This is a genomic window from Comamonas aquatica (genome assembly GCF_018064205.1).
GTDB classification, from domain to species: domain Bacteria; phylum Pseudomonadota; class Gammaproteobacteria; order Burkholderiales; family Burkholderiaceae_C; genus Comamonas; species Comamonas aquatica.
The window spans coordinates 1177956-1191694 of record NZ_CP072916.1 but is presented as its reverse complement, the minus strand read 5'-3'; the positions used below and the strand labels follow the sequence as shown (position 1 = coordinate 1191694).

The following is a 13739-nucleotide window of genomic DNA, read 5'->3' as shown; positions in this document are numbered from 1 at the left end:
CGCTTCCCGCTTACTTGGAGGCCTGCACGGCCGCGCGCAGATTCGCGGCAGCGGCCTGGGCATCGACACGCTTGGCGCCTTGCTGGGCCTTCAGGTCCACCTCGACCACGCTGACGGTATCGCCCGGCTTGATGCGCTGGAAGCCGTCGACCACCACGCGCTCCCCGGCTTGCAGGCCGCTGTCCAGCAGCCAGTAGGTGCCGACGGCGCGGCTCAGCTCCACGGCGCGCTTTTCCACCACATCGCCGTCCTTGACCACCAGCACGCTGGGGCGGCCCGTCAGGTCGCGTGTCACCGACTGCTGCGGCACCAGGATGGCCTCCGGCGCCAGCCCCGTGGGCAACTGCGCCTGCACGAACATGCCGGGCATCAGCAGGCCTTCGGGGTTGGGCACCACCGCGCGCAGCGTGACCGTGCCCATGGTGGCGTTGACGATCAGGCCGGCAAACTGCAGCTTGCCTTCGTGCGGGTAGTCGCTGCCGTCTTCCAGGCGGATGCGCACCGGCATCTGCTCGCCTTCAATTTTTTGATAGCGCCCCGCCTCCCAGTCACGGCGCAATTGCAGCAAATCGGCCGAAGACTGGGTGAAGTCCACGTACATCGGGTCCATCTGCACGATGTTGGTCAGCGGGGTGGTCTGGTTGGCCGTGACCAGGGCGCCGGGCGTGACGCTGGACAGGCTGATGCGGCCCGAGATCGGGGCCTCGATGCGGCTGTACTTCAGGTTGATGCGCGCGTTCTCCAGGTTGGCGCGCGCCACGGCCACGTCGGCACGCGACTGCTTGGCCGCCGCCTGGCTTTCTTCATAGGCCTGCTGGCTGATGGCCGTGATCTTGACCAGCTCGGCATTGCGCCGTGCCGTGGCTTCCAGGGTCTGCTGGCTGGCTTCGGCCTTGGCCAGGGCCGCCACCGCGCTGGCCTCGGCTGCGCGCAGGCTGGCCGCATCCAGCTGGTACAGCGGCTGTCCCTGCTTGACCATGCCGCCCTCGGTGAACAGGCGCTTTTGCACGATGCCGCTGACCTGCGGCCGCACCTCGGCGCTCAGGAAGGCCTGGGTGCGCCCGGGCAGCACCGTGTCCAGCATCTGGCTTTGCTTTTGCAGCACCACCACGCCCACCTTGGCCGGTGCGTTCTGCGCGGTGGGCTTGTCCGCGGTCTTGCCGCACGCGGCCACCAGCACCACCGCCAGCGCTGCGGCGGCCATGCGCCACCTGCCTTGTGGCCGCTGGTGCCCGGGTGAAAAACAGTCCGGCAAACGGGAAGCGGCGCGTGAAGGGACAGGGGAGAGCGTCATGGAGAGGCAATCAGTGAAGCGAAACGGTGCCATTCTGGGCCCGCAATGTTGAGTTTTTGTAAAGCGCCCGGCCCAAAACCGGGGAAATTGGTAGCAAGACCGCGCGCCATCACCCGCTTTGCGCCAGATTGCAGTCGCGGCCTGCCTGCGCCTTGTGCTGAGACTGCGAGAGTCTGTAACAGCTCCCTACATCCTGTCCACACCAATTCCGGCACGCACCCGCCAGACGCGACACAGCCCCGGCCAGCGGGGCTGCAGGTCCGCGCCGCGGGCACAGCACCCGCGGCTCGTGCGGAGCGCGATCAGGCGGCGGCCGGCGTGCGCAGGGCGTTGCGCAGCTGGGTGCCCACGTCCGGGCGGTCCGCAAAGGCATCGGTGGGGTTGCGCATCTCCAGGATGTCCTCCAGGCGCGTCTGCACATTGCCCAGCGCATGGGGGTGGCTGAAGATGTAGAACTGGTTGTCGGCCATGGCCGCGAACACCTTGCTGGCGATGTCCTCGGCCGTGACCTTGCCGGAGCTGACGGCCTTTTGCGACATGGCGCGCGCAATCTGCTGGCTGGTGGTCAGCTGCTGCGTGTCCACGCCTCCGGGGCGGTTGCGCTCGCTGTTGGCTATGCCGGTCGGCACAAAATACGGGCACAGCACGCTGCAATGCACCTGGTCGCTGACCAGGCGCAGGTCCTGGTACAGGGTTTCGGTCAGGCTGACCACGGCGTGCTTGCTGACGTTGTACACACCCATGTTCGGCGGCGCCAGCAGCCCGGCCATGCTGGCCGTGTTGACGATGTGGCCCTGCCAGTCCGGGTCCTGGCGCGCGGCCTCCAGCATCATCGGGGTGAACAGGCGCACGCCGTGGATCACGCCCCACAGGTTCACGCCCAGCACCCACTCCCAGTCCTGCACGGACTGCTCCCACAGCAGGCCGCCACCGCCCACGCCAGCGTTGTTGAACACGAAGTGCGGCGCCCCGAAGCGGGCCTGCACCTCGGCCGCCAGTTGCTCCATGGCCGCCGCCTGGCTCACGTCCACCTGCCGCGCCAGCACGTCGGCCGCGCCCAGGCGCCGGGCCTCGGCCTCGGCCGCGACCAGAGCGTCGGCCTGCACATCCACCAGCACCAGGCGCATGCCGCCGTGGGCGGCGATGCGCATGCACTCCAGTCCAAAGCCCGAGCCCGCGCCCGTCAGCACCGCCGTCTTGCCTGCCAGTCCATTCAGCATCTGTGTGTCTCCTTGTATGTGATCCTCTGTCCTTGCATCCGTCACTGCCCGCCGCCGCCCGCAAAAAAGGCGCCACCGGGGCGCCTTGCAGGGAGGTGGCTCAGACCAGCTGGACCAGTTGCTTGCCGAAGTTCTTGCCCTTGAGCAGGCCCAGGAAGGCCTCGGGGGCGTTCGGCAGGCCGTGGGCAATGCTCTCGCGCGGACGCAGCTTGCCCTGGGCCACCAGGGTGCCCAGCTCGGTCAGGGCCTCGGGCCAGACGTCCATGTGTTCGCTGACGATGAAGCCTTCGACCTTCATGCGGTTGATCAGGATCAGCGCCGGGTTGACCAGCGGCAGGGGCTGGCCGTCGTAGCCGGCGATCATCCCGCACACGGCCACGCGGGCAAAGGCGTTCGCGCGCAGCAGCACGGCGTCGAGGATGTAGCCACCGACGTTCTCGAAGTATCCATCGATGCCGTCGGGGCAGGCTTCCTTGAGGGCCTTGGCCATGGACTTCAGGTCGGGGTGGGCCTTGTAGTCGATGCAGGCATCAAAGCCCAGCTCGCCCGTGGCGTAGGCGCATTTTTCCGCGCCACCGGCAATGCCCACCACGCGGCAGCCGCGGGCCTTGGCCAGGGCGGCAAAGGCACTGCCCACGGCGCCGGTGGCGGCGCTGACGACCACGGTCTCGCCCGCCTTGGGCTGGATGATCTTCACCAGCCCGTACCAGGCGGTGACGCCGGGCATGCCCACGGCGCCCAGGTAGTAGGACAGCGGCACGTGGGTGGTGTCCACCTTGCGCAGCATGCCGGGGACGTTGCCGTCGACCACGCTGTACAGCTGCCAGCCGCCCATGCCCACGACCTGGTCGCCGGGCTGGAACTTGGGGTGGCGGCTTTCCACCACCTCGCCCACGGTGCCGCCGATCATCACTTCGCCCAGGGCCTGGCTGGCCGCATAGCTCTTGCTGTCGTTCATGCGGCCGCGCATGTAGGGGTCCAGGCTCAGGTAGTGGTGGCGCACCAGCACCTCGCCGTCCTGCAGCGCGGCGGTGGCCGTCTCGACCAGCTTGAAGTTGTCGACCGTGGCTTCGCCCTGTGGGCGGTTGTCCAGCAGGATCTGTTGATTGACGGGCATGTGACTTGTCTCCTTTTGATAGCTGTCAGCGCTTGCCAGATAAGCGCAAACAGCACATTTGATACATGAAACTCAAGCCAGCCCTGGCTGGCCGCTGGCTCAGTCTGTGGCAATCACGGTGGTGGAGCTACCGGGTTTCTGACCCGGCTTGACGGTGCGCGGCATGTACTTGAAGGTACCGGTGGCATGGGTGCACAGGCGACCCTCGCTGTCATAGATCTTGCCTTCGCAATAGGCCATGGTCTTGGTGCGGTGCAGCACCAGGCCCTTGGCCACCAGCGGGCCGCGCGCGGCCTGCATGAAGCTGGTCTTCATCTCGATCGTGACGCAGCCGAAATCGTCGCTCTCCAGGCTGCGCGCGGCCACGGCCATGGCCACGTCCATCAGCGTCATGCTGGCACCGCCATGCGTCACGTCGAAGGTGTTCAGGTGCTCGGGCTTGGCGGTGTAGCGCAGCTCGGACTCCCCGTTGGCCATGTGGTGCAGGGTGAAGCCCAGGTGGTTCACAAAGGGGATGGGGTGGGCGCCAAAACTCAGCATGCGGTGTCTCCGTCATTCATATCAGGGGGAAATGCGCGCAAGCATAGCGGCGCGGGCGGTGTGCTCTGGGCAAAAAGCTGTCGCATTGGAGTAATGGCGACAATCCCGGCCACGCAGGCCGCCGCCCGCGCGGGCTGGGCCCTGGGCGCTGCAGACACACCGCGGGGACAGGGCCGATGACCGCGCGCGCATGCCCATCAGCCCAGCACCGCGCTCACGCCGCCGTCCACCGCCACCCACTGGCCGGTGATGTGCTTGCCGGCATCGCTGGCCAGCAGCACAGTCAGGCCCTTCAGGCCTTCGTCATCACCCAGGCGGCGCAGCGGTGCGCGGCTGGCCATGTTGTCCTCGCCCATGGTGTCGATCAGCACCTCGGCCATCTTGGTGCGAAAGAAGCCCGGGCAGATGGCATTCACCGTCACATGGTGGGGACCCCACTCGGCCGCCAGCGCGCGCGTGAAGTTCAGCACCGCGCCCTTGGAGGTGTTGTAGGCAATCGTCTTCATCTCGATGGGGTTGCCGCCCAGACCGGCGATCGAAGCCAGGTTGATGATGCGCCCGCCGCGCACCAGCATGCCGGCGTTGGCCACGGCCTGGCTCAGTAGGAAATAGCCCCGGATGTTCAGGTTCATCACCTTGTCCCAGGCCGCCACGGGGTGGCTTTCCGCCGGGGCGCCCCAGCTGGCGCCCGCGTTGTTGACCAGGATGTCGATGGGGCCGACGCGCTGCACGGTCTCGGCCACCAGGCGCAGGATGTCCTCTTCCTTGGCGCAGTCCGCGGCAATCCACTGCGCGTCGATGCCCTGGGCCTGCAACTCGGCCGCGGCCGCCTCCAGGTCCTGCGCCTTGCGCGAGGTCAGCACCACGCGCGCACCGGCCTCCCCCAGGGCCTGCGCCATCTGCAGCCCCAGGCCGCGCGAGCCACCGGTCACCAAGGCCGTCTTGCCTTGCAGGTTGAAGAGTTGTTGCACGGTACGCGTCATGGACGAAGTCTCCTGGTGGTCATGGATGGAAACGGCCCTCGTTCGGGGCCTGCGCCTGCATTGTGAAATGCCGCCCCCGCATCGCGCTGTCGCACGGGTGAAGCCACCACCTAGTGAATCCACCAAGGCGGCCACGCAGACCCACGGCCCGCCAGCCACCGCGCCACAGCGACCAACGCAGTGGCCCCCCGGGTGATGGGCCCTGCAAAAAACACTTGCGCAGCGGCCACAAAAAACTGTACATTCATACAGTCACTGTTGTTTTATACATATCCATGTTCGCAACCGATACTGTTCAAGACCAACCCTGCTTCACCGTGGCCCTGTGCGACTACCCCGGCCTGCCGGAGTTCGAGCGCCAGCGCGCCGAAACCCGCTACGCCCGCACACTGGCGCGCCAGCTTGGCGGCGAGGCCCAGGTGGCCGACGCCCTGCGCACGCTGGAGCGTCTGGAAGACGCCCCGCCCGAGGAAATCACCGACGATGCCAAGGCCATCTACCAACGCTGGATGAAGGCCGCCCGCGCCGCGGCCGAAGCCGGCATGCAAGGCCTGGGCGGCGAGGAAGGCTGCTATTTCGAGGTGCGCCCCCACTGAGCACATTCACTCAAAAAGAGAGCTGCTGGCGCACGTCCTGCCTTAACTTCGGGCACTTTTTGCTCTGAAATTCAGGTGAAACCAGCGCCAGCGGCTCCTGCCAGGCATGGCCCGTGCGCGGCGCCCCCGCCCAGGTGTGCCCGCCACGGGGCTGTCAACTGCACGTGCGGTCCTGCTACAACGCGCAGCCACAAGCGGCGGCAGCCCCCTAGAATCGTTCCAACCACCAAGAACGAGGACCAGGCCATGACCACAGTGCCGCCCACCGAGGCGCCCGCCCTGCACACCCCCTTGCACGCCTTGCACCTGGAACTGGGTGCGCGCATGGTGCGTTTTGCCGGCTATGCCATGCCGGTGCAATACCCCGCCGGCCTGCTGGCCGAGCACAAGCACACGCGCGAGAAAGTCAGCCTGTTCGACGTCTCACACATGGGACAGATCAGCGTCAGCGGCCCCTCGGCCGCCGCCGCGCTGGAACAGGTGCTGCCCATCGACGTGATGGACCTGGGCCTGCACCGTCAGCGCTACGCCCTGCTGCTGGCCGAGGACGGCGGCATCCTCGACGACCTGATGGTCATCAACCGTGGCCAGGACTACCTGCTGATCGTCAACGCCGCCCGCAAGCACGAAGACCTGGCCTGGCTGCAGACCCACATCGGCCACGAATGCCAGGTCCAGCCCCTGCCCGAGATGGCCCTGCTGGCCCTGCAAGGCCCGCAGGCCGCCGCCGTGCTGCAGCGCCCGGTGCCGGCCACCGGCCCGCTGCTGTTCATGCAGGGCACGCCGTTCGACTTCAAGGACGCGCGCGGCTACATCACCCGCAGCGGCTACACCGGGGAGGACGGCTTTGAAATCTCCATCCCCGCCAGCCACGCCGATGCCCTGGCGCGCTGGCTGCTCAAGCAGCCCGGCGTGCTGCCCGCCGGCCTGGGTGCCCGCAATTCGCTGCGCCTAGAGGCCGGGCTGTGCCTGTACGGCACCGACATGGACCAGCGCACCACCCCCACCCAGGCTGCCCTGAACTGGAGCATCCCCAAGGTGCGCCGCACCGGGGGCCAGCGTGCCGGCGGTTTCATCGGCGCCGACGTGGTGCTGCCGCAGATTGAGGGCCAGGCGCCCGTGGCCGGCGTGCGCGTGGGCCTGCACGCCATGGAGCGCATCCCCGTGCGCGACGGCAGCCCCCTGCACCGCCCGGGGGGCATCGCGGTCGGCCAGGTCACCAGCGGCCTGCTCTCGCCCAGCACCGACCGCCCGATCGCCATGGGCTATGTCCCGCCCGACTGCGCCGCCCACGGCACCCGGCTGGATGCCCTGGTGCGCGGCAAACCCGTGCCCATGGAGGTCATTCCTCTGCCTTTCATAGGGACCCGCTACCGCAAAAGCTAGGCTGCAGCCCCTGGCAACGCCTTCGGCGCCTGCCAACCCGGCTACAGTGTGAGCCAACGCGCGCCGGCCTGCGGCACGCTTTTTGCCTTTTCTTGCATCACGGAGTTTTTCCCATGAGCCTCAAATTTTCCAAAGAACACGAATGGGTCAACGCCGCCCAGCCTGAAGCCGCCATCGTCGGCATCACCGTGCACGCCCAGGACGCCCTGGGTGACGTGGTGTTTGTGGACCTGCCCGCCGTGGGCAGCACCTTCCAGCAGGGCGACGTGACCGGCGTGGTCGAGTCCGTCAAGGCCGCAGCCGACGTCTTCATGCCCGTGACCGGCGAGATCGTCGAAGTCAACGAAGCCCTGCGCGCCGATCCCTCGCTGGCCAACACCGACCCGCTGGGCGCCGGCTGGTTCTTCAAGGTCAAGCTCAGCGACCCCAGCCAGCTCGACGGCCTGATGGACGAAACCGCCTACGGCAACTTCGCCGCCAGCGCCTGAGCGCCTGCACCCTGCTCTGGGCCTGCGCCGCCCAGATCGGGGCGGCTGCGTGCCTGCCGCCGCAGCCGCAACCCGGCCCGCGCACTGTATCGATGAGAGGGAAGGTGGGATGATGAATCAGCGACTGCAAGCACCCCTGTCTGAACTGCACGAGAGCGACGCCTTCGCGCGGCGCCACATCGGGCCCAGTGCGCCGGACGAAGCGCACATGCTGCGCGCCATCGGCCAGCCTTCCCGCCAGGCCCTGATGGATGCGCTGGTGCCGCCCGACATCGTGCAGGACCGCCCCATGGACCTGCCCCCGGCGCTCAGCGAAGCCGAGGCGCTGCACGAACTCAAGACCATCGCCGCGCGCAACCGCGTGCTCAAGAGCTTCATCGGCCAGGGCTATTACGGCGCCCACACCCCAGGCGTCATCCAGCGCAACATCCTGGAAAATCCCGCCTGGTACACGGCCTACACCCCCTACCAGGCCGAAATCTCGCAGGGACGCCTGGAGGCCCTGCTGAACTTCCAGACCCTGGTCTGTGACCTCACGGCCATGCCCGTGGCCAATGCCTCCATGCTGGACGAAGCCACCGCCGCTGCCGAAGCCATGGCGCTGGCGCGCCGCAGCGCAGCCTCGCCTAGCAGCACCTTCCTGGTCCACCCCGACACCCACCCCCAGACCCTGGCCGTGCTGCGCACCCGCGCCGAGCCCCTGGGCTGGCAGCTGGACTGCCCCGCCGACGACGCCGCCTTCCACGCCGCCCTGCAGGCCCCGCACTTTGGCGCACTGGTCCAATACCCCGGCAGCACCGGCGCCCTCTGCGACTGGCGCGATGCGGCCGCACACAGCCACCAGCAGCAGGCACTGTTCATCGTCGCCACCGACCTGCTGGCCCTGACGCTGTTGACGCCGCCCGGCGAATGGGGCGCCGACATCGTGGTCGGCAGCAGCCAGCGCCTGGGCCTGCCGCTGGGGGCCGGTGGCCCGCATGCGGCCTTCATGGCCTGCCAGGAGGCCTACAAGCGCGCCCTGCCCGGGCGTCTGGTCGGGGTCAGTGTGGACAGCCAGGGCGCACCCGCCCTGCGTCTGGCACTCCAAACGCGTGAGCAGCACATCCGCCGCGAAAAGGCCACCTCCAACATCTGCACGGCCCAGGTGCTGCCGGCCGTGCTGGCCAGCATGTATGCGGTCTACCACGGCCCCGACGGCCTGCGCCAGATTGCGCAGCGCATTGCCGACCTGACCGCCACCCTGGCCCACGGTCTGCAGGCCCAAGGCCATGCCCTGGTCCACGACACGGCCTTCGACACCCTGACCGTGCGCGTGCCGCATGCTGCGATCAATATAGCTACCCGCGCAGAGCTGGCGGGCGTCAACCTGCGAAAAGTCTCTGAATCCGCGCTGGGCATCTCGCTGGATGAAACCAGCACCCCGGCCGATGTGGCCCTGCTGCTGCGCCTGTTTGGCGCCACCGCCACGCCGGTGCTGGACAGCCAGGCCGCTCCATTGATCCCGGCGGCGCTGCAGCGCCACTCCCCCTATCTGACGCACCCGGTGTTCCACCGCCACCGCAGCGAAACCGCCATGCTGCGCTACATCCGCAGCCTGTCGGACAAGGACCTGGCACTGGACCGCTGCATGATCCCGCTGGGTTCGTGCACCATGAAGCTCAACGCCACCAGTGAGATGCTGCCCATCACCTGGCCGGACTTCGCCCACATCCACCCCTTCGCGCCGGCCGACCAGCAGCAAGGCTATGCCCTGCTGGACCAGCAGCTGCGCCAGTGGCTGTCGCGCATCACCGGTTATGCCGACGTGAGCCTGCAGCCCAACGCCGGCTCGCAGGGCGAATACGCCGGCCTGCTGGCCATTCGCGCCTGGCACGCCGCCCAGGGGCAGCCCCAGCGCACCATCTGCCTGATTCCGTCCAGCGCCCACGGCACCAACCCGGCCAGCGCCCAGATGTGCGGCATGCAGGTGGTGGTGGTGGCCTGCGATGCGCAGGGCAATGTCGACATGGCGGACCTGCAGGCCAAGTGCGAGGCACACAGTGACCGGCTGGCCTGCATCATGATCACCTACCCCAGCACCCATGGCGTGTTCGAGGACTCCGTGCGCCCGCTGTGCGACCTGGTGCACCAGCACGGCGGCCGCGTCTATGTGGACGGCGCCAACATGAACGCCCTGGTCGGCGTGGCGGCGCCCGGCGCCTTCGGCGGCGACGTCAGCCACCTGAACCTGCACAAGACCTTCTGCATTCCGCACGGCGGTGGCGGCCCCGGCGTGGGCCCGGTCTGCGTGGCCGCCGACCTGGTGCCCTACCTGCCCGGGCACCCGGCCAGCACCACGGCCAGCCCGGTGGGCGCGATCTCGGCCGCGCCGTATGGCAATGCCTCCGTGCTGCCGATCAGCTGGATGTACATCCGCATGATGGGCGCGCCCGGCCTGCGCCACGCCACGGAGACGGCCATCCTCAACGCCAACTACATCAGCGCCCGCCTGCAAGGCCACTACCCCACGCTGTACACCGGCCCCGGCGGGCTGGTGGCGCACGAGTGCATCCTGGACCTGCGCCCCCTGAAGGACAGCAGCGGCGTCACCGCCGAGGATGTGGCCAAGCGCCTGATCGACTATGGCTTCCACGCACCGACCCTGTCCTTCCCCGTGCCCGGCACCCTGATGGTGGAGCCCACGGAAAGCGAGCCGCTGTCGGAGCTGGACCGCTTCATCGACGCGATGCTGGCCATCCGCGAGGAGATCCGCCAGATCGAACGCGGCGACTGGACCCGGGACGACAACCCGCTCAAGCACGCCCCGCACACCGCTGCGCAGTTGCTGCAAGAACCCTGGCCGCACGCCTACAGCCGCCAGCAGGCCGCTGGCCAGACCGCACTGGCGCACAAGTATTTCCCGCCAGTGTCGCGTATCGACAACGTCTATGGCGACCGCAACATAGTGTGCACCTGCCCTCCGCTGGCGGCTTACCTGAGTTGATCCCCAGTCCTCTGGGGGTTTCCCGTCGTGCCCTTCACGGAGGGCGCTTACACTGCGCCTCCACGTCCCGCTGCCGGTGCTGCCGCCCATGAGTCGCCCAGACCTTTCCTTTCTGATCACCCGCGAAGCAGACGCTTCCACGCCCGTCCAGGATTTGCTGCCCGAACTGGACCCCGCCGCGCTGGATGTGCTGCCGGCGCTGCAGGTGAGCGAGGAATCGCTGAGCGACGACCCGCTGGCGGCCCTGATCGCCGAGCTGCGCAACTACCAGAACGAGCTGGAAATCCAGAACAAGGTGCTGGATTACAGCCAGGCCGTGGCCGAGAGTGCCTCGGAGCGCTTCGAGGCCCTGTTCTCCAGCGTGCCCCTGCCTCTGCTGGTGCTCGATGAGCATGACATGGTCATCCAGGCGAATGCCATGGCCTACAATGCCTTCCAGGCCGAAGGCCATGACCGGCTGTTTGTCTCCTTCATGCCGCTCGTCAGCCCCGCCGACAGCGACCGCGTGGCCGAGGGTTTTGTGCTGGCGCGCCAAGCCGGGCGCAGCGAAGTGCAGGAAGTGGTCTTCAGCCTGGGCAACGGCGAGCAGATGCAGGGGGACCTGCACATCGCCTGCATCCAAATTCCCCAGCGCGAAGGCCCGACGATTGCGCAATTCATGTGCGCCCTGGTGGACCAGGGGCCCTTGCTGGCCGAGCGCCAGCAACTGCAGCAGCGCAACGACCAGCTGCATGCCAGCGAACGTCGCCTGGAATCGGTGATCAACAGCTCGCTGGACGCCATCATCTGCGTAGACCAGAACCAGTGCATCACGGTCTTCAACCCCACGGCGGCGGCCCTGTTCCTGTGCCCGGCCACGGATGCCCTGGGCAGCCAGCTGTCGCGCTTCCTGCCGGACGCTGTGCACGCCCTGGAGTTCGCCCCCCTGACCACCCAGGCCATGCTGGGCGAGATGACCGCACTCACCGCCACGGGCAACACCTTGCCGGTGGAAGTGGGCATGTCCTTCGAACGCCTGTCCGACGGCGAGATCACCACCGTCTTTGCCCGCGACCTGACCAGCCGCAAGCGCGCCGAGGCCCAGCGCAGCGAGCTGGAGCTGCAGCTGCGCGAGTCGCACAAGATGCAAGCCCTGGGCACCATGGCCGGTGGGATTGCGCACGACTTCAACAACATCGTGGGGGCCATCCTGGGCAATGTGGAGCTGGCCAAGGCCGATTGCAGCCACAACCCGCAGGCCATGGAAAGCCTGCTGGAGATCGAGAAAGCCGGCCGCCGGGCCCGCGATCTGGTGCGCCAGATCCTGACCTTCAGCCGCAACGAGCCCCCCAAGCGCTATGCGGTCCGCGCCTCGGAAGTGATGCGCGACACCGAGCGCCTGCTGCGCGTCACCCTGCCGCCCGCGATCGAGCTGCAGGTGGATGCTCCCTCGGAGCTGCCCCACATGCTGGCCGACCCGACCCAGGTCGAGCAGGCGCTGTTCAACCTGACCACCAACGCCGTGCACGCAATTGGCGACAACCGCGGACTGGTGCGCATGGAGGCCACGCTCAGCATGTCGGAGCAACGCCTGTGCGAACGGCTGGGTCTGAGCCTGGGCGACTACATCGCCATCACGGTGCAGGACGACGGCCCAGGCATGTCGCCCGAGACCCTGCAACGCATCTTCGAACCCTTTTTCACCACCAAGCCCGTGGGCCAGGGCACAGGCCTGGGTCTGGCAGTGGTGCACGGCGTGATGCGCACCCATGGGGGCGCGGTGGACGTCACCAGCAAACTCGGCCAGGGCAGCGCGTTCACCCTGTACTTCCCGGTCAACCTCCTGGCCTCCACCCCGACGGTGCCACCGCCGCGCTTTGCCACCTCGCACATCTGCACGCTTCCCCCGGCCCACGCTGCCGCCGCCGTGCAAGAGCGCCCGCATGTGATGTATGTGGACGATGACCACGCCCTGGTCTCGCTGGTGCAGCGCCTGCTGCGCCGCCGCGGCTACCAGGTGTCGGGCTTCCTGGATCCGCGCGAAGCCACGGCAGCCCTGGAGCAGAACCCGCATGCCTACGACTTGCTGGTGACCGACTACAACATGCCCGGGTATTGCGGGGTGGATCTGGTGCGGGACTCCAAGCGCATCCGCCCGGACCTGCCCGTCGCACTGGCCTCCGGCTATGTCACCGCCGAGATCGAGGCCCAGGCCCTGGACGCCGGGGCCCTGGCCCTGATTCATAAACCGAACGATGTGGACGAACTGTGCGAGACGGTGGACCGCCTCCTCCACCAAAAGCCCGGATGACTGTTGTTGCGCCCCGTCCTTCTTGTCTGTATGAAGACGAGCACCTGCTGGTGCTCGAAAAACCCTCCGGCCTGCTGAGCGTTCCAGGCCGCGGCGAGGACAAGCAGGACTGCCTGATCCACCGCGCGTTGCAGCACTGGCCCGATGCCCTGGTGGTCCACCGCCTGGACATGTCCACGTCGGGTCTGGTCATCCTGGCTCGCACCAAGACAGTGCAACGCGACCTGGGCAAGGCATTTGCCGCACGGGAAGTGCACAAGCGCTATACCGCCGTGGTCTTCGGCCAGGTCGCTGCGCCCGAACAGGATTGGGGCATGGTGGATGCCCCGTTGGTGTGCGACTGGGAGCGCCGCCCGTTGCAGATCGTGTGTCCAGAGACCGGCAAGCCCAGCCAGACCCGCTACCAGTTGCATCCCGACCAGCGCGGAATTCCCCCGCACAGCACCCGGCTGTGGCTAGAACCCATCACTGGCCGCTCCCACCAATTGCGGGTGCACATGACCCACATGGGTCACCCGATGCTGGGCGACGCCTTGTACGCCACTGCGGCCGTCGTCGCCATGGCCCCCAGACTGCTGCTGCACGCGACCATGTTGCAGTTCCAGCACCCGGTATCCGGCAGTCCGTTGCAGGTTCAAAGCCCGGCTCCGTTTTGAGCACCCGGGCTTACCCCATGCCACAACAGCAAATTCTAAATAAGCGACCACGCGCGCATTAATCTTGATTCTCCGCAGCGATTTGCAAACTTTCCCTCTGCACGCAGCGCCATAGAGACAAACCCGGTTGCGCCTTTTGCTAGCAAATTTTTAAGCTTGGCACCTCGCGCATCAGGCATGCAATTT

General features: G+C 67.5%; 11 protein-coding genes. 6 read left to right on the top strand and 5 right to left on the bottom strand.

What is annotated here, in order from left to right:
* Positions 1-10 precede the first annotated feature (10 nt).
* The 5 genes from KAQ61_RS05690 to KAQ61_RS05670 all read right to left on the bottom strand — a co-directional run bounded on the left by KAQ61_RS05690 (position 11) and on the right by KAQ61_RS05670 (position 5154).
* A complete protein-coding gene (locus KAQ61_RS05690) occupies positions 11-1294 on the bottom strand; it encodes an efflux RND transporter periplasmic adaptor subunit (protein WP_420839386.1) in 1284 nt (427 codons plus the stop codon).
* 302 nt (positions 1295-1596) lie between these two features.
* A complete protein-coding gene (locus KAQ61_RS05685; protein WP_210930736.1) occupies positions 1597-2514 on the bottom strand; it encodes an SDR family oxidoreductase in 918 nt (305 codons plus the stop codon).
* 100 nt (positions 2515-2614) lie between these two features.
* A complete protein-coding gene (locus KAQ61_RS05680; RefSeq protein ID WP_210930735.1) occupies positions 2615-3631 on the bottom strand; it encodes an NADP-dependent oxidoreductase in 1017 nt (338 codons plus the stop codon).
* A 99-nt stretch (positions 3632-3730) separates the two neighbouring features.
* Entirely contained in the window at positions 3731-4171 is a 441-nt protein-coding gene (locus KAQ61_RS05675; protein WP_210930734.1) for a PaaI family thioesterase, read from the bottom strand.
* A 197-nt stretch (positions 4172-4368) separates the two neighbouring features.
* Positions 4369-5154: an SDR family oxidoreductase gene (locus tag KAQ61_RS05670; RefSeq protein WP_210930733.1), complete on the bottom strand. Its 786-nt coding sequence runs from the start codon at positions 5152-5154 to the stop codon at positions 4369-4371.
* A gap of 275 nt (positions 5155-5429) precedes the next feature.
* On the opposite strand from KAQ61_RS05670, the gene KAQ61_RS05665 reads away from it, so the two are divergent.
* The 6 genes from KAQ61_RS05665 to KAQ61_RS05640 all read left to right on the top strand — a co-directional run bounded on the left by KAQ61_RS05665 (position 5430) and on the right by KAQ61_RS05640 (position 13553).
* Positions 5430-5750: a hypothetical protein gene (locus KAQ61_RS05665; protein ID WP_042412606.1), complete on the top strand. Its 321-nt coding sequence runs from the start codon at positions 5430-5432 to the stop codon at positions 5748-5750.
* A gap of 246 nt (positions 5751-5996) precedes the next feature.
* A complete protein-coding gene (gene gcvT / locus KAQ61_RS05660; protein ID WP_043378070.1) occupies positions 5997-7136 on the top strand; it encodes a glycine cleavage system aminomethyltransferase GcvT in 1140 nt (379 codons plus the stop codon).
* Positions 7137-7249: 113 nt separating this feature from the next.
* Positions 7250-7624, top strand: coding sequence for a glycine cleavage system protein GcvH (gene gcvH, locus KAQ61_RS05655; RefSeq protein WP_043378073.1), 375 nt, complete (start codon positions 7250-7252; stop codon positions 7622-7624).
* Between the two features lie 112 nt (positions 7625-7736).
* Positions 7737-10607 (top strand): aminomethyl-transferring glycine dehydrogenase, encoded by a 2871-nt coding sequence (gene gcvP / locus KAQ61_RS05650; protein WP_210930732.1) that lies wholly within the window; start codon positions 7737-7739, stop codon positions 10605-10607.
* A gap of 88 nt (positions 10608-10695) precedes the next feature.
* Complete coding sequence (locus KAQ61_RS05645) at positions 10696-12897, top strand: PAS domain-containing hybrid sensor histidine kinase/response regulator (protein ID WP_210930731.1); 2202 nt, start codon at positions 10696-10698, stop codon at positions 12895-12897.
* Positions 12894-13553, top strand: coding sequence for a pseudouridine synthase (locus KAQ61_RS05640; protein WP_210930730.1), 660 nt, complete (start codon positions 12894-12896; stop codon positions 13551-13553). Before KAQ61_RS05645 ends, KAQ61_RS05640 begins: the two co-directional genes overlap by 4 nt.
* The last annotated feature ends 186 nt before the right edge of the window (positions 13554-13739 follow it).

Bases quoted from the DNA above. Each gene is read 5' to 3' on its own strand.
- KAQ61_RS05690 (WP_420839386.1), bottom strand. From the start codon at position 1,294: ATGACGCTCTCCCCTGTCCCTTCACGCGCCGCTTCCCGTTTGCCGGAC.
- KAQ61_RS05685 (WP_210930736.1), bottom strand. From the start codon at position 2,514: ATGCTGAATGGACTGGCAGGCAAGACGGCGGTGCTGACGGGCGCGGGC.
- KAQ61_RS05680 (WP_210930735.1), bottom strand. From the start codon at position 3,631: ATGCCCGTCAATCAACAGATCCTGCTGGACAACCGCCCACAGGGCGAA.
- KAQ61_RS05675 (WP_210930734.1), bottom strand. From the start codon at position 4,171: ATGCTGAGTTTTGGCGCCCACCCCATCCCCTTTGTGAACCACCTGGGC.
- KAQ61_RS05670 (WP_210930733.1), bottom strand. From the start codon at position 5,154: ATGACGCGTACCGTGCAACAACTCTTCAACCTGCAAGGCAAGACGGCC.
- KAQ61_RS05665 (WP_042412606.1), top strand. From the start codon at position 5,430: ATGTTCGCAACCGATACTGTTCAAGACCAACCCTGCTTCACCGTGGCC.
- gcvT (WP_043378070.1), top strand. From the start codon at position 5,997: ATGACCACAGTGCCGCCCACCGAGGCGCCCGCCCTGCACACCCCCTTG.
- gcvH (WP_043378073.1), top strand. From the start codon at position 7,250: ATGAGCCTCAAATTTTCCAAAGAACACGAATGGGTCAACGCCGCCCAG.
- gcvP (WP_210930732.1), top strand. From the start codon at position 7,737: ATGAATCAGCGACTGCAAGCACCCCTGTCTGAACTGCACGAGAGCGAC.
- KAQ61_RS05645 (WP_210930731.1), top strand. From the start codon at position 10,696: ATGAGTCGCCCAGACCTTTCCTTTCTGATCACCCGCGAAGCAGACGCT.
- KAQ61_RS05640 (WP_210930730.1), top strand. From the start codon at position 12,894: ATGACTGTTGTTGCGCCCCGTCCTTCTTGTCTGTATGAAGACGAGCAC.